Here is a 14,747-nt window from a genome sequence, read left to right on the forward strand (position 1 = left end):
GGTGCTTTGCCGCGTCCCGGCCCCTTTAGTCGGGGTGGTGGCGCGTGGGGTTGTTTGTTGGGCGCTATCGGCGGGCCTTACTAAACCCCCCCGCGGCGCCCCCCCGGCCCCCCCTCGGCAGGGCTTTGATTGGCCTGGTCAGTCCTTGACGGTGGCGATCGCCTCGATCTCCACCCGGGCGCCCATGACCAGCGCTGCCGCCTGGAACGTCGTACGCGCCGGCGGATCGTTCGGGAAATACTCGCTGAACACCTTGTTCATCGGCAACATTTCCGCAAGGTCCGCAACATAGATGACCACCTTGTGGACATCTTGAAGCGACGAACCACCGGCTTCGAGAACGGCTTTCAGGTTCTCACAGACCTGGCGTGTTTCCGCCTCCATGCCGCCCACAGCCAGTTGCCCCGTGGCGGGATCCATACCGAGCATGCCGGACGTGTAGATCCAGTCGCCAACCTTGATGCCTTGTGACAGCGGTACCTTCACTGGCGGGACTTTGTTCGTGTGAATGACGGTTCTCTTCATGTTGCTCTCCTAAAGGTTGGTTAAATCTGCCTCGAGAGGCAGGCGGTTAAGGCACTTGTGCGCCAATCGAACTCGGCCTCACGCCTTCATAGGCGTGCTGCAGCAGATCGCGGATCTCGGCGCGCTGGGCGCTGCAGATCGGACGCGGGTTCCAATATGGGTTGGCAACCGCAATGTAAGCAGCCTTGTCGAGATCCTCGTGCCGCATGCCAATATCCTTCAATGCCACCGGGGCACCGTTTTGCTGCGCAAGGTCGAAAAGGCCAGCCGCTGCGCTCACCCCATTTCTTCCAAGCGCACGCTCGATGCGTCTGACTGCTTGTGGGGCCGCGGTCGAGTTGAACGCTATCGCGTGGGGCAGCACGATGGTATGGACTTCAGCGTGGGGCAAGTTGAATGTTCCGCCAAGCGTGTGGCAAAGCTTGTGGTGCAGCGCCATGCCGACCGTTCCGAGCACGGTGCCGCACAGCCAAGCCCCGTACAGCGCGTCGCTCCTGGCCGCTATCTCCGTGGCGTCCGCCCGGATTCCCGGCAGCGCCTGTGCAAGTGCGCGAATCCCTTCCTCGGCCATCAGATCCATGACCGGATTGCTGTCCTGCGCGTACAAACCCTCTGCGGCATGCGCGATGGCGTTCATCGCGCTGGTGACGCTCATGCCGACTGGAAGCGTCAGCGTGAGTTCGGGGTCGTAGATCACGGTGCGAGGCAGCACGCGCAGATCCTTGCCTGTCTTTTTGAGCCCGGCTTCCGTGATGCCATAGATCGGCGTCATCTCGCTTCCAGCGTAGGTCGTCGGAATTGCAAGCACAGGGAGGGAAGACTCGAGCGCAATCGCCTTGCCCAGTCCGGTCGTGGATCCACCGCCGATCGCAATGGCGCAATCGGCATTGAGCTGACGCGCGAACTCACGGGCTTCCCGCGCGGTTTCGATCGGCACATGCATCACCGCACGTGCAAACACCCCTGCAGCTCGGTTGCCGATGCGCTCGGCAATCGCGCGAGCCTGCTCGGCCTGTTCGGGTGTCGAAAGCACGATCGCTCGCCTGGCGCCCAGCAGATCGATCTCCCGCTCGAGATGCGACAAGCTTCCGGCACCGAAAACCACTCGCGAGGGTTGCGCGGTATAGACGAAGTCCTTCATGCCCATCAACCCGAGTGCCCCCGAGCCGGGTTGAGCACGAAGTCAAATTCCAGCAGGTAGCTGCCATCCGCCTGCTCCTTCCACTCGCAGATCAGCGACTGGCGCACGCCGAATACGGCATCCGAATCGAGATAGTCGCTCTTGTCGCGAAAGACATGCGTGACCAGCGTCTCGTAGCCGGGCGCCTTGATCATGAAATGAAGGTGCGCAGGGCGCCAAGGATGGCGTCCCGTGGCTTCCAGCAATCTGCCCACAGGACCATCGTGAGGAATTGCGTATGGAACGGCGAGGATGGATCGGAAGCAGAACGTGCCGTCACCATCCGCCGTCAATACGCCCCTCGCCTGGGCTTGGTCCAAGCCTTCTTGTTGTACGTCATAAAGTCCGTCTTCGTCGGATTGCCATACATCCAAGACGGCGCCCGGGATGGCTTTACCCGCGATGTCGCGGACGGTCCCGCGCACCAGGCAAGGCGTACCCTTCGCCCCGTTGGCGATGTCATCGCCGAGCTCATACCGGGGCGCACCTTCGACATGGAAGGGTCCGAAGACAGTCGATTCTGTGCATCCTCGCGGCTTCTCGGTATTCATCGCAACCGTGAGCATGGACAACCCCAACACGTCGGAGAGCAGGATGAACTCCTGACGCTTCGAGTCCGTGATGTGTCCGCACTGCGTGAGGAAGTCGACTCCCTGGAACCATTCCTCCTCTGTCAGCTTCACGTCACGTGCAAAAGCATGGAGATGCTGCACCAAGCTCGTCATGATCTGCTGGAGACGAGGAGTCCCGGCCTCTGCGAAGCTGGCGATCACGGCCTGAGTGATGTTGTCTTGATTGAGGTTTCGCATGGTTCACAAGAAGCGCGTTTTTCCGCGTGGGGCAGTCGAACTTTAAATTTTCACAAAGTAGATGAAAAGTCGCTGAAATGGAAATGATATTTCCTGAGTTTGGAAAAATGGATCGCTTTACCGTGGCTCGCCATTGAAACCGGGCGCACTCAATCGCCAGCCGACCGGCGCTGAAGGCCACGCGCAAAACTTCGGCCCACGAAAGGCAAGGCAACAGCCGCCGACAACAGGACTGGAGTAAAGCCGAACCGGTCCACGACATACCCGGCGGCGGTCACGCCCAGCGCCTGCCCGGTGAACAGGAAAGACGCGAATACGGCCACGGATGTCCCCCGTGCCGCAGGCACCATCTGGGTTGCGTGGGTCTGCAGGGTGTTGTGATACAGGAAGGTTCCGAAACCCACCACCAGGGCGATAAGGCCAGAAAGCAGAGGCACCGTAGAAATCCACCAAGCCAGAAAGCCGATCCCCATCAGCCAGCCACCTGCCAGCACCATGCGCCATTCCCCGAAGCGGGCCACGATGTGCCTGGCGGTGAAGGCGTATACCAAGCCGCCGACCGCATTGAGAGCTGCCAGGGCAGAAGCCGTGGACAGCGGCAGTTCGTGGCGCACATGCAGGTAGGTGGGTAGATAGCTCAGCGGCCCTAGTAGGAAGAACCCCTCTGCCAGTACCGCCAGCAGCACGACACGCGCCCAAGGCAGGCGCAGAACGTACAGCAACTGCTGCGACATCGGCACCCGAGAAGCAGCGGCGACGGGCGCGGCGATCGAGGCATGTACCTGCCGCGCTTGCGCCACGAGCAGGAGCGCCACAACGGAGTACCCCACGCTCAAGCTGAGGAAGGCGGCGCGCCAGCCGACGGCCGATTCGGCAAAGAATCCGCCGGCCAACTGGCCTGCCATCATTCCCGAGATGGTCCCTGTGAGCAAGCGCGCCAGCGTTACCTGGCGCTGGTCGTAGGGGACGGTGTCACCGATCCAGGCCATGGCCAGCGGGATCACGCCCGCGGCGGCGATGCCCCATGCGACGCGGGTCCAGACGAGCACTTGGAAGTCGGGCGCAAGCGCCGACGCCAAGGATGCCCCCGCACAGCCGGCGAGCGCCAGACGCACCAAACGTGCCTTGCCATAGCGGTCGCCCATCGGTCCGAACAGCAACTGCACCAGGCCGTAGGCGACGGCAAACCAGATGATGACCTGCCCGGCTGTACCCGGCGTCACGCTGAAGTCGCTGGCCAAGCGCGGCAGCATCGCGTCGCAGATGCGCAAGGCGGCCGCGCTGAAAAACGCTGCGCCAGCCAAGAGGGGGACCGTCATGGCGCCACTGGCGGTCGCTTGGGGTGTCCGCTCACAGTGGATGGGCCGGCTGCCCGGCTTTCACCGTTACCCTGGCCGAGGTTGCCAGCGAAGTTCATGAAGACGGAAAGGTCAGGGGTTTCGTCGATTGCGCAAGGCGTTCGGAGAGGCGGCACAAAGGGCCGGCAGTTGCCCTCTGATCACTTCAGCGTTTCTTGGAGGTGAGCGCCGCTCAAGCTCTCGCGCTCCCATGCCAACTGGGTCGGGCAGCTGGTGGGGTCGACCTCCCGTGCTTCGTAGTAAGGCTGATACGGCTTGTACAGGTTGTAGATGCGACGCAGTTCCTCCACCGCGGTCCCGTGCATGTCGACGCGCAGGTCCCATGCCGCATAGCTCTCGCGATCCATCACGACCACACAGGCCGATCGCTCGGGCAAATGTCGGTCGTTGGCGGTCTGGCCACCTGCGTCCCTGCCGGACTCCAGCGTGCTGATGAGGCGTTCAACCAGCGGCCAGGTCGCATCTTCATTGAACTTGGCCTCCATCGCATTGAGCACGTGTTCGCCTGCTAGTACGTTCCCGAAGACGGTGTAGTCCGTCCCGGTCTTGTCTCCGGCCCAACCCGTGACGCGCGAGCCCGTGTGAACCACGCCCAAACCGTCTCGTGTCATCACGGCGATCTGGCGAAGGCTCTCGTGGACGTCATCCTGGACCAGCGCTGCAAGCACGCTTTTGCTCGTTAGCCCTTGCCGCAGCAGGCTCTGCCCCAGAGGGGCATTCCGCCTGCGCCCGTTGGCCTGTGACATCACGACGCCATAGGCACTGTGCGCTCCTTGCGTGAACGACCCGAAGGCAACTGAATACGTCGCAACGGCGACGCCGATCTGGTGAGTCCGAGGGCAGCGCCCGATTACTGTGTAGGTCACGATGAATTTTTTGTCAGGGTAATAGGTATAGGCTCAGTCAAGGCGAATGTTGTTGCGCTTCACGACTGCTCCCCACTCTTCGAAGTCTTTGGCCAGGAATGAAGCAAACTGCGCCTGTGTTCCACCCACTGGAATCAAGCCTAGATCGAGCGCCTTCTGTTGGAACTCGCTCGATGCCACGATCTTCTGCAATGCCACTGATAGACGATTCAGGGCTTCCGGAGGGGTGCCGCGCGGCGCCAGGATTCCATTCCATGAATGCAACTGGTTGCCGGGATAAATCTCCGACAGGACAGGGACACCTGGCAGATTCGGCACACGCCCATTTGCAGACACTGCCAACCCTCGCAGCTTGCCTCCGTTAATCTGAGGGATGGCGGCAGCTGACGCTTCCATCGAAAACTCCACGTCCCCACTCATGACAGAAAGGATGCCTCCATCCTTGTATGGAATTGCCGTCATAGCAATGCCCGCCTTCTGCACGAACTGGAGGGCAGCAATGTGGCTTGGCGTGCCGTCTCCGTATGTCGCGTAGTTCAGCTTGCCCGGTTCCCGTTTGGCGGCTTGCACCAACTCATCGACCGACTTGAACGGGGAGTTAGCGCGAACGATCATCACAAAAGGAACTTCCACGACATGGATGACCGGCACCAGATCGGATGCCTTGTATGGAAGCTTGGTAAACACATGTGGATTGAGCGAGACCGACGGAGCCGCGGTAAAGAGAAGCGTGTGTCCATCGGCGGGAGCTTTGGCCACAAGGTCCGTGCCAATGATCTGGCTCGCCCCTGGCCTGTTGTCGACGAGGACCGGCTGGCCAAGATCCTTGGTAAGGCGCTCTGCAATGAAGCGGGCCGTGACATCCGGAGAGGCTCCTGCCGGCCAGGGGACGACCAGGCGCACCGGCTTTGTCGGAAACGGCGTCTGGGCGAAGGCGGACGCGGACAGGAGTGCCGCTGCCGCGAATACAGACGCGGTGCGGCGTGAAACGGCGCAACGAAAAAGACTGATTCTCATGTCTGGCTCTACGAAAGGAATGGGTTGAAGTTCAGGCCAGGTGCGACGGCGGTTTGCCGTACTCGCGTTCGATACCGCGCTCCTTGAGCCAGTCCTTGTGCCGGGGCATGACCGACGGGTCATCGACCAACGCCTCGTAATACTCCACCAGTGGCATGTACCAGTCGACGATCCGCCGCAGTTCCGCGATCGGCTCGGACGCGTGGTCGCAGCGCAGATCGAGCCGCGCCGTGCCCTTGCGGCCGAACGTCTTGATTGCCGCCGAGGTCTGGCCCTCCAATTGGCCGCCGGCATCGCGGCCACCTTCGATGGCGCGCAGCAAGCGGTCGTCGAAACTCGCAGCTCGGTTGCTCTCCCATGCCTCGCAGATCCCATCGATGGTCTTCTCGCCGGCGAGCACGTTGCCGAAGGCGATGAAGTCGGGCCCGATGCGGTGCCCCGCCCATTGATAGTTTTTCTTGCCCGTGAAGACCGCCATCCCGCCGCGTGCATCGAGGACGCCGACCTGCCGGTATTCCCAGTGTTTGTCCATCTGCTCCATGTCGATGAGCACCTTCTGGGCTGAATATCCTCTTTCAAGCAAGCCCAGCGCCACCTTGCCCAGCCGCGGTTCCACGGAGGATTGATAGGAGAGCACGCCGGCCTGCGCCGACCCGAACGGCGCTATCCAACCCACCGCCGGCGAGAAGCTCGAAATGCAGAGACCGAAATCACCCGACTGCTTGTCGCGCGCAATGATCGTGAAAGTCATGACTAAAACTCCGTTTTTGAATTGATGAGATTGACGCTTTCCGCTTGGCTGAGTCAGTCGAGTCGAATGCTGTTCTGCTTCACCACTGCTCCCCAGTTGTCGAAATCCCTGGCCAGGAACGAACGAAACTCTGCAGGCGTTCCCCCGGCGGGAATCAATCCAAGTTCGAGCAGGTACTGCCGAAACTCGCTCGATGCCGCGATCTTCTGCAGTGGCGCAGACAAGCGATCCACCACTTCCGCAGGAGTGCCACGCGGCGCCAGGATGCCGTTCCACGAGTACAACTGGCTGCCGGGGAAGCTCTCAGATAGGGCGGGTATGCCAGGAAGACTTGGCATACGTCCGTTCGCAGATACCGCCAGCGCGCGCAGCTTCCCTCCCTTGATTTGAGGAATGGCGTCCGCCGAAGCGACGAACGCCCAATCCACGACTCCGCTCATGAGGTCGAGAATGCCTCCATCTTTGTATGGCACGTGCGTCATCGTCGCGCCGGTCTTCTGCAACAGCTCCAGCATCGCAACATGGTTGGGGGTACCCGGACCATGAGACGCATAGGTCAGCTTGCCGGGCTGCTGCTTGGCGGCTTGCAACACCTCGTCGACTGACTTGTACGGGGAACTCGTACGAACGCTCAGCACAAAGGGAACGTCGACGAGGTGAATGATCGGCACAAAGTCCGAAGACTTGTATGGCAGCTTGGTAAACAAATGCGGATTGAGCGAGATCGCGGGAGCTGTGCCGTAGAAAAGCGTGTATCCGTCGGCGGGAGCCTTGGCCACTGTGTCCGCGCCGATGATCGAGCTTGCCCCCGGCTTGTTGTCTACAAGCACTGGCTGTCCAAGATCCCTGGAGAGGCGCTCGGCAACAAAACGGGCCGAAACGTCTGGTGACGTTCCCGCTGGCGTGGCGACGACCAGCCGAATGGGCTTCGTCGGAAACGCTGTCTGGGCGAAGACGGATCCGCCTACGAGCATTGCTGCCGTGAGTACAGACGCGGTACGGCGGGAAAGAGCCGCACGGAAACGATTGATGCTCATGCTTTCTCCAAAGTGGGCGATTCGGATAAGACCCATGTACCGAACCGGTGAGCCACACTTTAGAATTTCACAATTAGGACGAAAACCACCCAGCCCGGAATTCACATTTCCAAAAGTCGGAAAAATGGATCGATTCACTGAGCTATCGCTCTTCATTCAGGTTGCTGAGCGTGGGGGGCTTGGCAAGGCCGCCGAGGCGTTGGGCTTGTCGAATCCTGCGGCAAGTCGCACCTTGGCTTCGCTCGAGAACCGCGTCAAGGTGCGGCTCGTAGAGCGGAACACGCGTCGCCTGTACCTGACACGCGAGGGGCAGGAATTTCTTGAGCGTGCGAGGCACATCCTCAGTGAGTTGGAAGACGCGGAATCGGCACTCCAAAGCGCTACGCTCAATCCCTCGGGCGTTCTACGAGTGAGTGCCTCGCTGTCTTTCGCGATGCAAATCATTGCGCCTCGCTTGCCACGTTTTCAACAGTTGTACCCGCAGCTGCGTGTGCACATAGAGACCGCGAACAGGTACTTGGACATGATCGACAACGGGATCGATGTCGCAATCCGAACACGCGAACTGGAACCGGACAGCACCATCACTATTCGCCGGCTGGGGACCACCCGGAGATTCTTGGCGGCTTCGCCGGCATACCTTGCGAACCGAGGCGTGCCGCAACACCCGAACGAGCTTTCGCGGCACGCGCTTTTGCTATACGTCTATGCGAAGAACCCGAATGAACTGAGTTTCACCCGCGGGGCGCAGCGGGAATCAGTGGCGGTTCATGGCTTGCTCGAGTCGAACGATGGCCAAGTCCTCAGGGCAGCTGCGCTGAACGGCCATGGAATACTCGTGCAGCCCAGCTACATCCTCTACGACGACGTTGTTGCCGGTCGCTTGGTGCCTGTACTGGACGAGTGGGAGTTGCCGCAACTCACGATCAATATCGCCTACCCCAATCGAAAACACTTGTCGGCGAAAGTTCGCGCGTTCATCAACTTCATGGTTGATGAATTTGCCGACCATGAATACGAGCGGAAGTGGACCGGGCGGATGTGACGCTCAAGCCCTGCAAAAGTACCTGCTGCTGCTCCGCGTCCCAGCTCCGCCCAGGGCGACCGCATGTGGGGCGGGGGGTATTGAGGGTTTGCGCGCACCGAGCGGAAATTCCGACGCACTTCATGCCTCAGCCCGATTGGTGCAGATCACTCTAGTTCTTGACGCACGCCTGAAAAGCTTCGGCGAATATCCGCAGGGGTTCGTTCTTACGCTCGAGCTTTGCTCGCAAGACGGCGCCTTCCCAGCCAATCCAGAAGAAAGCGGATAGCCGTGCGCAGTTCGCTCTTTCTGGAATCTCGCCGAGACGCTTCGCCTCCTCGAGGCAGCGTTCAACTCTCGCCTGCCAGTCAAGGAGCACGTCGCTGAGCTGCGCTCTAAACGCTTCTGGGAGCGCGCCCATTTCCTGGCCGAGGTTGCCGATGAGGCAGCCTCGCTTGAAGTCAAACCGGCCCATGCCTTGCTCAGCTTCCTTACAAAAAGCATCGATGCGCTGAAGCGGCGTCAGGCTCGTATCAAGCAACGCCAGATCGAGCTTGCGAACAAAGTAGTCGGCGTAGAGCCTGATGAGCTCCGCACCATAGGCTTCCTTGCTGGCGAAGAAGTGATAGAACGACCCCTTCGGAACACCAACAGCCGTCAACACTTCGTCGATGCCGGTCGATGAGAAACCTTTCTCGGTAAGTGCGGCGACTCCAGCTCGCAGCAGCTGCTCACGAGTTTCGCGGTGCTCACCAGCCGCCTTTGGCGGCCGCCCTCTTCTGCGAGGGAGTGCGGCGAGTGAATGCATCGTGCAAGTATTAGACCAATCGGCTCAATATGTCCAGAGTGTTTCCTCGGGACACCTGGACAAGGAAACGCGCGCCTTCGGAGCATGAAAAACACCGAACAAACCCTAATCATTTAATTAGGCAATCGGTCTAATATTTGTTTGCCGTCGACGAAAGGGCGGCTAGCTCTCAGCAATGCAGGCCCTGCCGCAGAACTGGGCGGCTGGCGAACCTGTCCGAAAGGACGTCCCAGCAATAGATCGACCGACTTACCCTAGCGACTGACCACTTGGCGCACTACAAGATGACACGCGTCCCATGCATGCCCAGAACCTCTCTCAGCATCCCGCCATGGGCGAGCCAAGGCAGCCTCTTGCTGCGATGTGCGGCGGCCAAGGTCTCCTTTTTTTTGCCTTTTAAAAAACGATCGGTCTATTTAATGGGTTACCTCACGCTGGTTGCCGCGCCAGGACTTCATCCATGACCGCCTCATCCTTTGACTACATCGTGGTTGGTGCAGGCACAGCTGGTTGCCTGCTGGCAAACCGGCTCAGTGCCGACCCGACCAGGAAGGTCCTTCTCCTGGAGTCGGGCGGACCTGACAACTATCCGTGGATTCATATCCCGGTCGGCTACCTCTACTGCATAGACAACCCCCGAACCGATTGGCGCTTCCGCACCGAGGCTTCACCTGGCCTGAATGGGCGCGAGCTTCTGTATCCACGGGGCAAAACCTTGGGCGGTTGCTCCAGCATCAACGGCATGATCTACATGCGCGGACAGGCCCGAGACTACGAGCATTGGGCAAACATCACCGCCGACGACGCATGGCGTTGGGAAAACTGCCTGAACGACTTCAGGGCGCACGAAAACCACTACCGCCTGGATGCCCGGAACGCAGCAGCATTGAATGGACATGGAGAAGCCTTCAAGTCGCTCCATGGGTCCGGCGGAGAATGGCGCGTCGAGAAGCAACGCCTCAAGTGGGAAGTGCTGGATGCCTTCGCTGACGCGGCCAGGCAAGCTGGCATCCCTGCCACAGATGACTTCAACAGCGGCGACAACGATGGCGTCAGCTACTTCGAGGTGAATCAACGCAGCGGATGGCGTTGGAATGCCTCGAAGGCATTCCTGAGGCCCGTTCGAAGGAGCCGCGTAAATCTCACCGTGTGGACGGGTGCGCAAGCCAGCCGGCTCCTGCTCAAGCAATCCGCCGACGACCAGCCTGCCTGCCATGGCGTCGAATTGGTGATGAACGGCCATCGCCAAACAGTTCACGCGAGGGGCGAAGTCATCTTGAGTTGTGGTGCGATCGGCTCCCCACAGCTGTTGCAGCTCTCAGGCATCGGCGACGAGAGCACCCTGCGTCAGCTGCAGATTCCCGTGGTGAAACACTTGCCGGGCGTCGGAGCCAACCTCCAGGACCACCTCCAGATCCGGTCGGTCTACAAGGTGGAGGGAGCCAAGACCTTGAACACCCAAGCCTCGACGTTGTGGGGCAAGGTGGGAATCGGCCTCGAGTACCTTCTCAGGCGCAGCGGCCCGATGAGCATGGCCCCGTCCCAGCTCGGAATCTTCACTCGCAGCAGCCCGTCGTACGTTCACCCGAACATTCAGTACCACGTTCAGCCCTTGAGCCTGGAAGCGTTCGGCCAACCTCTTCACACCTTCCCGGCGATCACAGCGAGCGTCTGCAACCTGAATCCAACCAGCCGCGGGCAAGTCTCCATTTCGAGCCCCGACTTCAACAAGGCTCCGCGCATTGCGCCGAACTACCTGAGCACCTCGGAAGACAGGCAGGTCGCAGCGGACTCATTGCGCGTAACGCGGCACATCGCCGCTCAACCAGCCATGACCCCCTACAAGCCGGTCGAGTACAAGCCCGGACCTCAATACGAAACGGATGAGCAACTCGCCCGGCTGGCAGGCGACATCGGAACGACCATCTTCCATCCGGTCGGAACCACCGCCATGGGCCCTGCTCGCGACCCACTCTCGGTCGTCGACAGCCATCTGCGAGTCCACGGCGTCAAGAACCTGCGGGTGGTCGACGCCGGGGTCATGCCGACCATCACCAGCGGCAACACCAACAGCCCGACGCTCATGATTGCCGAGAAGGCCGCACGCTGGATTCTCGCTGGCATCTGACTCACCCAACAGAGGAGACATCCGCCATGAATACCCCCCAGGGATTGCCCCCCAAGAAAGGGCCGCTGGACGGAATCACCGTCCTGGACTTCTCGCGCGTACTTGCCGGTCCCTACTGCACGATGGTGCTGGCGGACCTCGGAGCGCGCGTCATCAAGATCGAGCGCATCGCGACTGGCGACGACACCCGAGCGTTCGGCCCCTTCGTGGATCATGAGTCGGCGTACTTCATGTGCTTCAACCGAGGCAAGGAAAGCATCGCGCTGGACATCAAGAGCCCACGCGATCGTGACCTGCTCGAGCGAATGTTGTCCGAAGCGGACGTACTGGTGGAGAACTTCCGCCCTGGTGTGCTGGACCGACTCGGCTACGGCGCAGAGCGTCTGGCTCGCACCCACCCTCATCTGGTCTACGCTTCCATTTCGGGCTTTGGGCATACAGGCCCCTTCAGCGACCTCCCCGGCTACGACATGGTCGTGCAGGCCATGGGAGGCGTAATGAGCCTGACCGGATGGCCAGACGCGCCTCCGGCACGGGTTGGCACAAGTTTCGGGGACCTCAGCGCAGCGCTGTTCGCAGCCATCGGAATCATTTCGGCGCTCTACAAGAGGACACGTGACGCCCAGGGCACCCGCGTGGACATCGGCATGCTCGACTGCCAGGCCGCGCTCTTGGAAACGGCACTCGCTCGTTTCGACGTGGAGAAGAAGGTCCCCACGCGGACTGGCGACTGCCATCCTTCCCTCGCACCCTTCGAGACTTTCGCCGCCAAGGATGGGCGATTCGTCATCGCCGCAGGCAATGACCAGCTGTTCATGCTGATGGCAGATGCGCTGGAGAGCCCTCAGCTGGCGTTGGACGTGCGGTTCTTCACCAATGACCTGCGCTGTCAGAACCGTCCGGCGTTGGTCCAGGCCATCGAAGACATCACACGAATCAAGCCGATTGCCCATTGGATCGCGCGACTCAACGAAGCCGGCGTTCCGTGCGCGCCCATCAACACGATCGACAAGCTGTTCGACCATCCGCAGCTGCTGGCGCGCAACATGATTGTTCAAGTTGAAGGCGCAGGAAAGAAGCCTATCCGTACAGCTGGCAACCCCATCAAGATGAGCGCATTTGCCGACATCGATGTACTGACGCCCTTGCGCGCTCCGGGCCTGGATGAACACCGCGAAAGCATCCTCGCAGAACTGATGTCGCGCACCGGCGATTACGCACCTGCGGCCGGCAGCGCAGAGCTCGACGCCGCTGCTTGAACCATCTGTTTCATCTGTCTGAAGGAGAACTCCAAATGTCCATCGCCGCAACTTCACCCAAGACCTCTGCGCCAGTCCCCGCGAAGGGCGTCCCCGCAGCAGCCGCCGACCCTGCCACGGCGCCAGTACCCCGGGACGCTTTGTCCGCACGGTACGAGACCATCATCGTCGAGCGCCGGGACCGGGTCGGCCTCATTACGCTGAATCGCCCGAAATCGCTCAACGCACTGAATGTGCGCATGTCCCGTGAGGTGGTCAGCGCCCTGAAGACCTTCGACGTGGACGACAACATTGGCGCCATCGTGATCACTGGAAGTCCCCGCGCATTCGCCGCAGGGGCCGATATCGAGGAGATGGCCGACAAGACGTTCGCAGAACTCCAGTCACGTGACATCTTCGCCGCGTGGAATGAGCTCATCGAGGTCTCCAAGCCGATCATCGCGGCCGTCAGCGGCTATGCATTGGGCGGCGGCTGCGAACTCGCGATGATGTGCGACTTCATCATCGCATCCGAGGATGCGCACTTCGGACAGCCCGAAATCAAGCTTGGCATCCTGCCCGGCATAGGTGGCTCTCAGCGTCTCACGAAATCGGTGGGCAAGGCCTTGGCCATGGACCTGATTCTTACCGGTCGCAGCCTTACCGCGCCTGAAGCAAAGGCAGCCGGCCTGGTCGCGCGAATCGTGCCGGCGGGCGAATTGCTGCAGACAGCTCTCGAGGCTGCCCACACCATCGCTGGCTACAACGCCCCGGCCGTTCGCATGGCAAAGGAAGCCGTCAATCGCGCCCTGGAAATAGGCCTGTCCGAAGGCATGCTGCACGAGCGCCGCCTGTTCCAGGCAGCCTTTGCGACCGACGGCCAGAAGGAGGGCATGAATGCCTTCCTGTCGAAACGCGCGCCCGTATTCCGGCACCGTTGATTTGCCGGGCACCGGCTTTTCCCTTCATAGAAGACAGGTCCAAATACCATGCAATCACATTTCTCAGCCATCGTCATCGATGACGGCCCAGGGCCGGATCGAGCCGCGCTCAAGCAGCTCGACAACAGCGAGCTTCCGCATGCCAACGTGACAGTTCGCGTGAGCTACTCCACGCTCAACTACAAGGATGCGCTGGCCATCACCGGACGCGCTCCCATCGCCCGCTCCTTCCCGATGATTCCAGGCATCGATCTGGTGGGCGTGGTCGAAGAGTCCGAAAGCCCGATGTACAAGTCCGGCGATGTCGTGCTCCTGAATGGCTGGGGCGTGGGTGAACGGCATTGGGGAGGCCTGGCGCAGCGCGCACGCGTTGACGCCGATTGGCTCGTGCCGCTGCCGACGACGTTCTCTCCGCGCGAGGCCATGGCAATCGGCACGGCAGGCTACACCGCCATGCTCTGCGTCATGGCGCTCGAACGCCACGGGGTGACACCGGAAGCGGGCGAGATCGTGGTGACCGGGGCAGCCGGTGGCGTCGGCAGCTTTGCGGTGGCGATCCTCGCCAGGCTCGGCTACAAGGTCGCGGGCGTGACCGGCCGCCTGGATGAGGCCCAGTACATCACGCAACTTGGTGCAAGCATCGTCCTGGATCGTGCCGAGTTCTCAGCGCCCGGACGACCGCTGCAGAAAGAACGCTGGGCCGGGGCCGTCGACGTCGTTGGCTCCAACACGCTCGCGAACATCTGTGCCGCAACCAAGTACCGCGGCGTCGTGACCGCATGCGGCCTCGCTGGAGGAATGGACCTTCCCGCATCGGTAGCCCCGTTCATCCTGCGTGGCGTAACGCTTGTAGGCATCGACAGCGTGATGTGTCCCCGCGAAGAACGAATCGCGGCATGGAAGCGCCTGTCCACCGACCTGGACCTTTCCAAGCTCCCGCACATCGCCGAGGAGATCGGCCTTTCCGAGGTCATCGCCACGGCTCCAAAGCTGCTGGACGGAAAGGTCCGTGGGCGGGTCGTCGTCGACGTCAATTCCTGAGTTCAGCGAGCGGCCTCGCCTGCT

At 61.1% G+C, this 14,747-nt stretch carries 14 protein-coding genes; 5 read left to right on the forward strand and 9 right to left on the reverse strand.

What is annotated here, in order from left to right; all coding sequences use genetic code 11:
- Positions 1-138: 138 nt before the first annotated feature.
- From ACCD11_RS25610 to ACCD11_RS25645, 8 genes are all read right to left on the reverse strand, one after another.
- Positions 139-525 (reverse strand): RidA family protein, encoded by a 387-nt coding sequence (locus tag ACCD11_RS25610; RefSeq protein ID WP_125966973.1) that lies wholly within the window; start codon positions 523-525, stop codon positions 139-141.
- A 46-nt stretch (positions 526-571) separates the two neighbouring features.
- Positions 572-1,666: a maleylacetate reductase gene (locus tag ACCD11_RS25615; protein ID WP_413315975.1), complete on the reverse strand. Its 1,095-nt coding sequence runs from the start codon at positions 1,664-1,666 to the stop codon at positions 572-574.
- Positions 1,667-1,671: 5 nt separating this feature from the next.
- Entirely contained in the window at positions 1,672-2,514 is an 843-nt protein-coding gene (locus ACCD11_RS25620; RefSeq protein WP_413315976.1) for an intradiol ring-cleavage dioxygenase, read from the reverse strand.
- A 149-nt stretch (positions 2,515-2,663) separates the two neighbouring features.
- On the reverse strand, positions 2,664-3,833 hold the full coding sequence (locus tag ACCD11_RS25625) for an MFS transporter (protein ID WP_413315977.1): 1,170 nt from the start codon (positions 3,831-3,833) through the stop codon (positions 2,664-2,666).
- A gap of 179 nt (positions 3,834-4,012) precedes the next feature.
- Entirely contained in the window at positions 4,013-4,738 is a 726-nt protein-coding gene (locus ACCD11_RS25630) for a DUF1028 domain-containing protein (protein WP_209535060.1), read from the reverse strand.
- A gap of 33 nt (positions 4,739-4,771) precedes the next feature.
- Positions 4,772-5,755 (reverse strand): tripartite tricarboxylate transporter substrate binding protein, encoded by a 984-nt coding sequence (locus ACCD11_RS25635; RefSeq protein ID WP_413315978.1) that lies wholly within the window; start codon positions 5,753-5,755, stop codon positions 4,772-4,774.
- 31 nt (positions 5,756-5,786) lie between these two features.
- Positions 5,787-6,506 (reverse strand): DUF1028 domain-containing protein, encoded by a 720-nt coding sequence (locus ACCD11_RS25640; protein WP_145745809.1) that lies wholly within the window; start codon positions 6,504-6,506, stop codon positions 5,787-5,789.
- A gap of 53 nt (positions 6,507-6,559) precedes the next feature.
- A complete protein-coding gene (locus ACCD11_RS25645; protein WP_413315979.1) occupies positions 6,560-7,543 on the reverse strand; it encodes a Bug family tripartite tricarboxylate transporter substrate binding protein in 984 nt (327 codons plus the stop codon).
- A 124-nt stretch (positions 7,544-7,667) separates the two neighbouring features.
- Here ACCD11_RS25645 and ACCD11_RS25650 point away from each other — a divergent pair, with 124 nt between their 5' ends.
- The gene (locus tag ACCD11_RS25650; RefSeq protein ID WP_145745807.1) at positions 7,668-8,588 is read left to right on the forward strand and encodes a LysR family transcriptional regulator; all 921 of its coding nucleotides are present in this window, start codon (positions 7,668-7,670) and stop codon (positions 8,586-8,588) included.
- Positions 8,589-8,739: 151 nt separating this feature from the next.
- Here ACCD11_RS25650 and ACCD11_RS25655 read toward each other — a convergent pair whose 3' ends face one another.
- The gene (locus ACCD11_RS25655; protein ID WP_309928797.1) at positions 8,740-9,375 is read right to left on the reverse strand and encodes a TetR/AcrR family transcriptional regulator; all 636 of its coding nucleotides are present in this window, start codon (positions 9,373-9,375) and stop codon (positions 8,740-8,742) included.
- Between the two features lie 460 nt (positions 9,376-9,835).
- Here ACCD11_RS25655 and ACCD11_RS25660 point away from each other — a divergent pair, with 460 nt between their 5' ends.
- From ACCD11_RS25660 to ACCD11_RS25675, 4 genes are read left to right on the forward strand one after another with little or no spacing between them, the layout of a single operon-like run.
- On the forward strand, positions 9,836-11,503 hold the full coding sequence (locus ACCD11_RS25660) for a GMC family oxidoreductase (protein ID WP_413315980.1): 1,668 nt from the start codon (positions 9,836-9,838) through the stop codon (positions 11,501-11,503).
- Between the two features lie 26 nt (positions 11,504-11,529).
- Positions 11,530-12,762, forward strand: a complete 1,233-nt coding sequence (locus tag ACCD11_RS25665) for a CaiB/BaiF CoA transferase family protein (protein WP_413315981.1) — start codon at positions 11,530-11,532, stop codon at positions 12,760-12,762.
- A 35-nt stretch (positions 12,763-12,797) separates the two neighbouring features.
- Positions 12,798-13,682 (forward strand): enoyl-CoA hydratase, encoded by an 885-nt coding sequence (locus ACCD11_RS25670; RefSeq protein ID WP_413315982.1) that lies wholly within the window; start codon positions 12,798-12,800, stop codon positions 13,680-13,682.
- 48 nt (positions 13,683-13,730) lie between these two features.
- Positions 13,731-14,723 carry an MDR family oxidoreductase gene (locus tag ACCD11_RS25675; RefSeq protein WP_413315983.1) on the forward strand — a complete coding sequence of 331 codons (993 nt, stop codon included), beginning with the start codon at positions 13,731-13,733 and terminating at the stop codon, positions 14,721-14,723.
- Positions 14,724-14,747 lie beyond the last annotated feature (24 nt).

Source organism: Variovorax sp. Varisp36 (genome assembly GCF_047304235.1).
Taxonomy (GTDB): Bacteria; Pseudomonadota; Gammaproteobacteria; order Burkholderiales; family Burkholderiaceae_C; genus Variovorax.

What these genes read in the sequence shown, in the direction of transcription:
- ACCD11_RS25640 (WP_145745809.1), bottom strand. Translation starts at nt 6,506, where the DNA reads ATGACTTTCACGATCATTGCGCGCGACAAGCAGTCGGGTGATTTCGGT.
- ACCD11_RS25645 (WP_413315979.1), bottom strand. Translation starts at nt 7,543, where the DNA reads ATGAGCATCAATCGTTTCCGTGCGGCTCTTTCCCGCCGTACCGCGTCT.
- ACCD11_RS25670 (WP_413315982.1), top strand. Translation starts at nt 12,798, where the DNA reads ATGTCCATCGCCGCAACTTCACCCAAGACCTCTGCGCCAGTCCCCGCG.
- ACCD11_RS25610 (WP_125966973.1), bottom strand. Translation starts at nt 525, where the DNA reads ATGAAGAGAACCGTCATTCACACGAACAAAGTCCCGCCAGTGAAGGTA.
- ACCD11_RS25615 (WP_413315975.1), bottom strand. Translation starts at nt 1,666, where the DNA reads ATGAAGGACTTCGTCTATACCGCGCAACCCTCGCGAGTGGTTTTCGGT.
- ACCD11_RS25675 (WP_413315983.1), top strand. Translation starts at nt 13,731, where the DNA reads ATGCAATCACATTTCTCAGCCATCGTCATCGATGACGGCCCAGGGCCG.
- ACCD11_RS25665 (WP_413315981.1), top strand. Translation starts at nt 11,530, where the DNA reads ATGAATACCCCCCAGGGATTGCCCCCCAAGAAAGGGCCGCTGGACGGA.
- ACCD11_RS25660 (WP_413315980.1), top strand. Translation starts at nt 9,836, where the DNA reads ATGACCGCCTCATCCTTTGACTACATCGTGGTTGGTGCAGGCACAGCT.
- ACCD11_RS25655 (WP_309928797.1), bottom strand. Translation starts at nt 9,375, where the DNA reads ATGCATTCACTCGCCGCACTCCCTCGCAGAAGAGGGCGGCCGCCAAAG.
- ACCD11_RS25620 (WP_413315976.1), bottom strand. Translation starts at nt 2,514, where the DNA reads ATGCGAAACCTCAATCAAGACAACATCACTCAGGCCGTGATCGCCAGC.
- ACCD11_RS25635 (WP_413315978.1), bottom strand. Translation starts at nt 5,755, where the DNA reads ATGAGAATCAGTCTTTTTCGTTGCGCCGTTTCACGCCGCACCGCGTCT.
- ACCD11_RS25650 (WP_145745807.1), top strand. Translation starts at nt 7,668, where the DNA reads ATGGATCGATTCACTGAGCTATCGCTCTTCATTCAGGTTGCTGAGCGT.
- ACCD11_RS25625 (WP_413315977.1), bottom strand. Translation starts at nt 3,833, where the DNA reads ATGACGGTCCCCCTCTTGGCTGGCGCAGCGTTTTTCAGCGCGGCCGCC.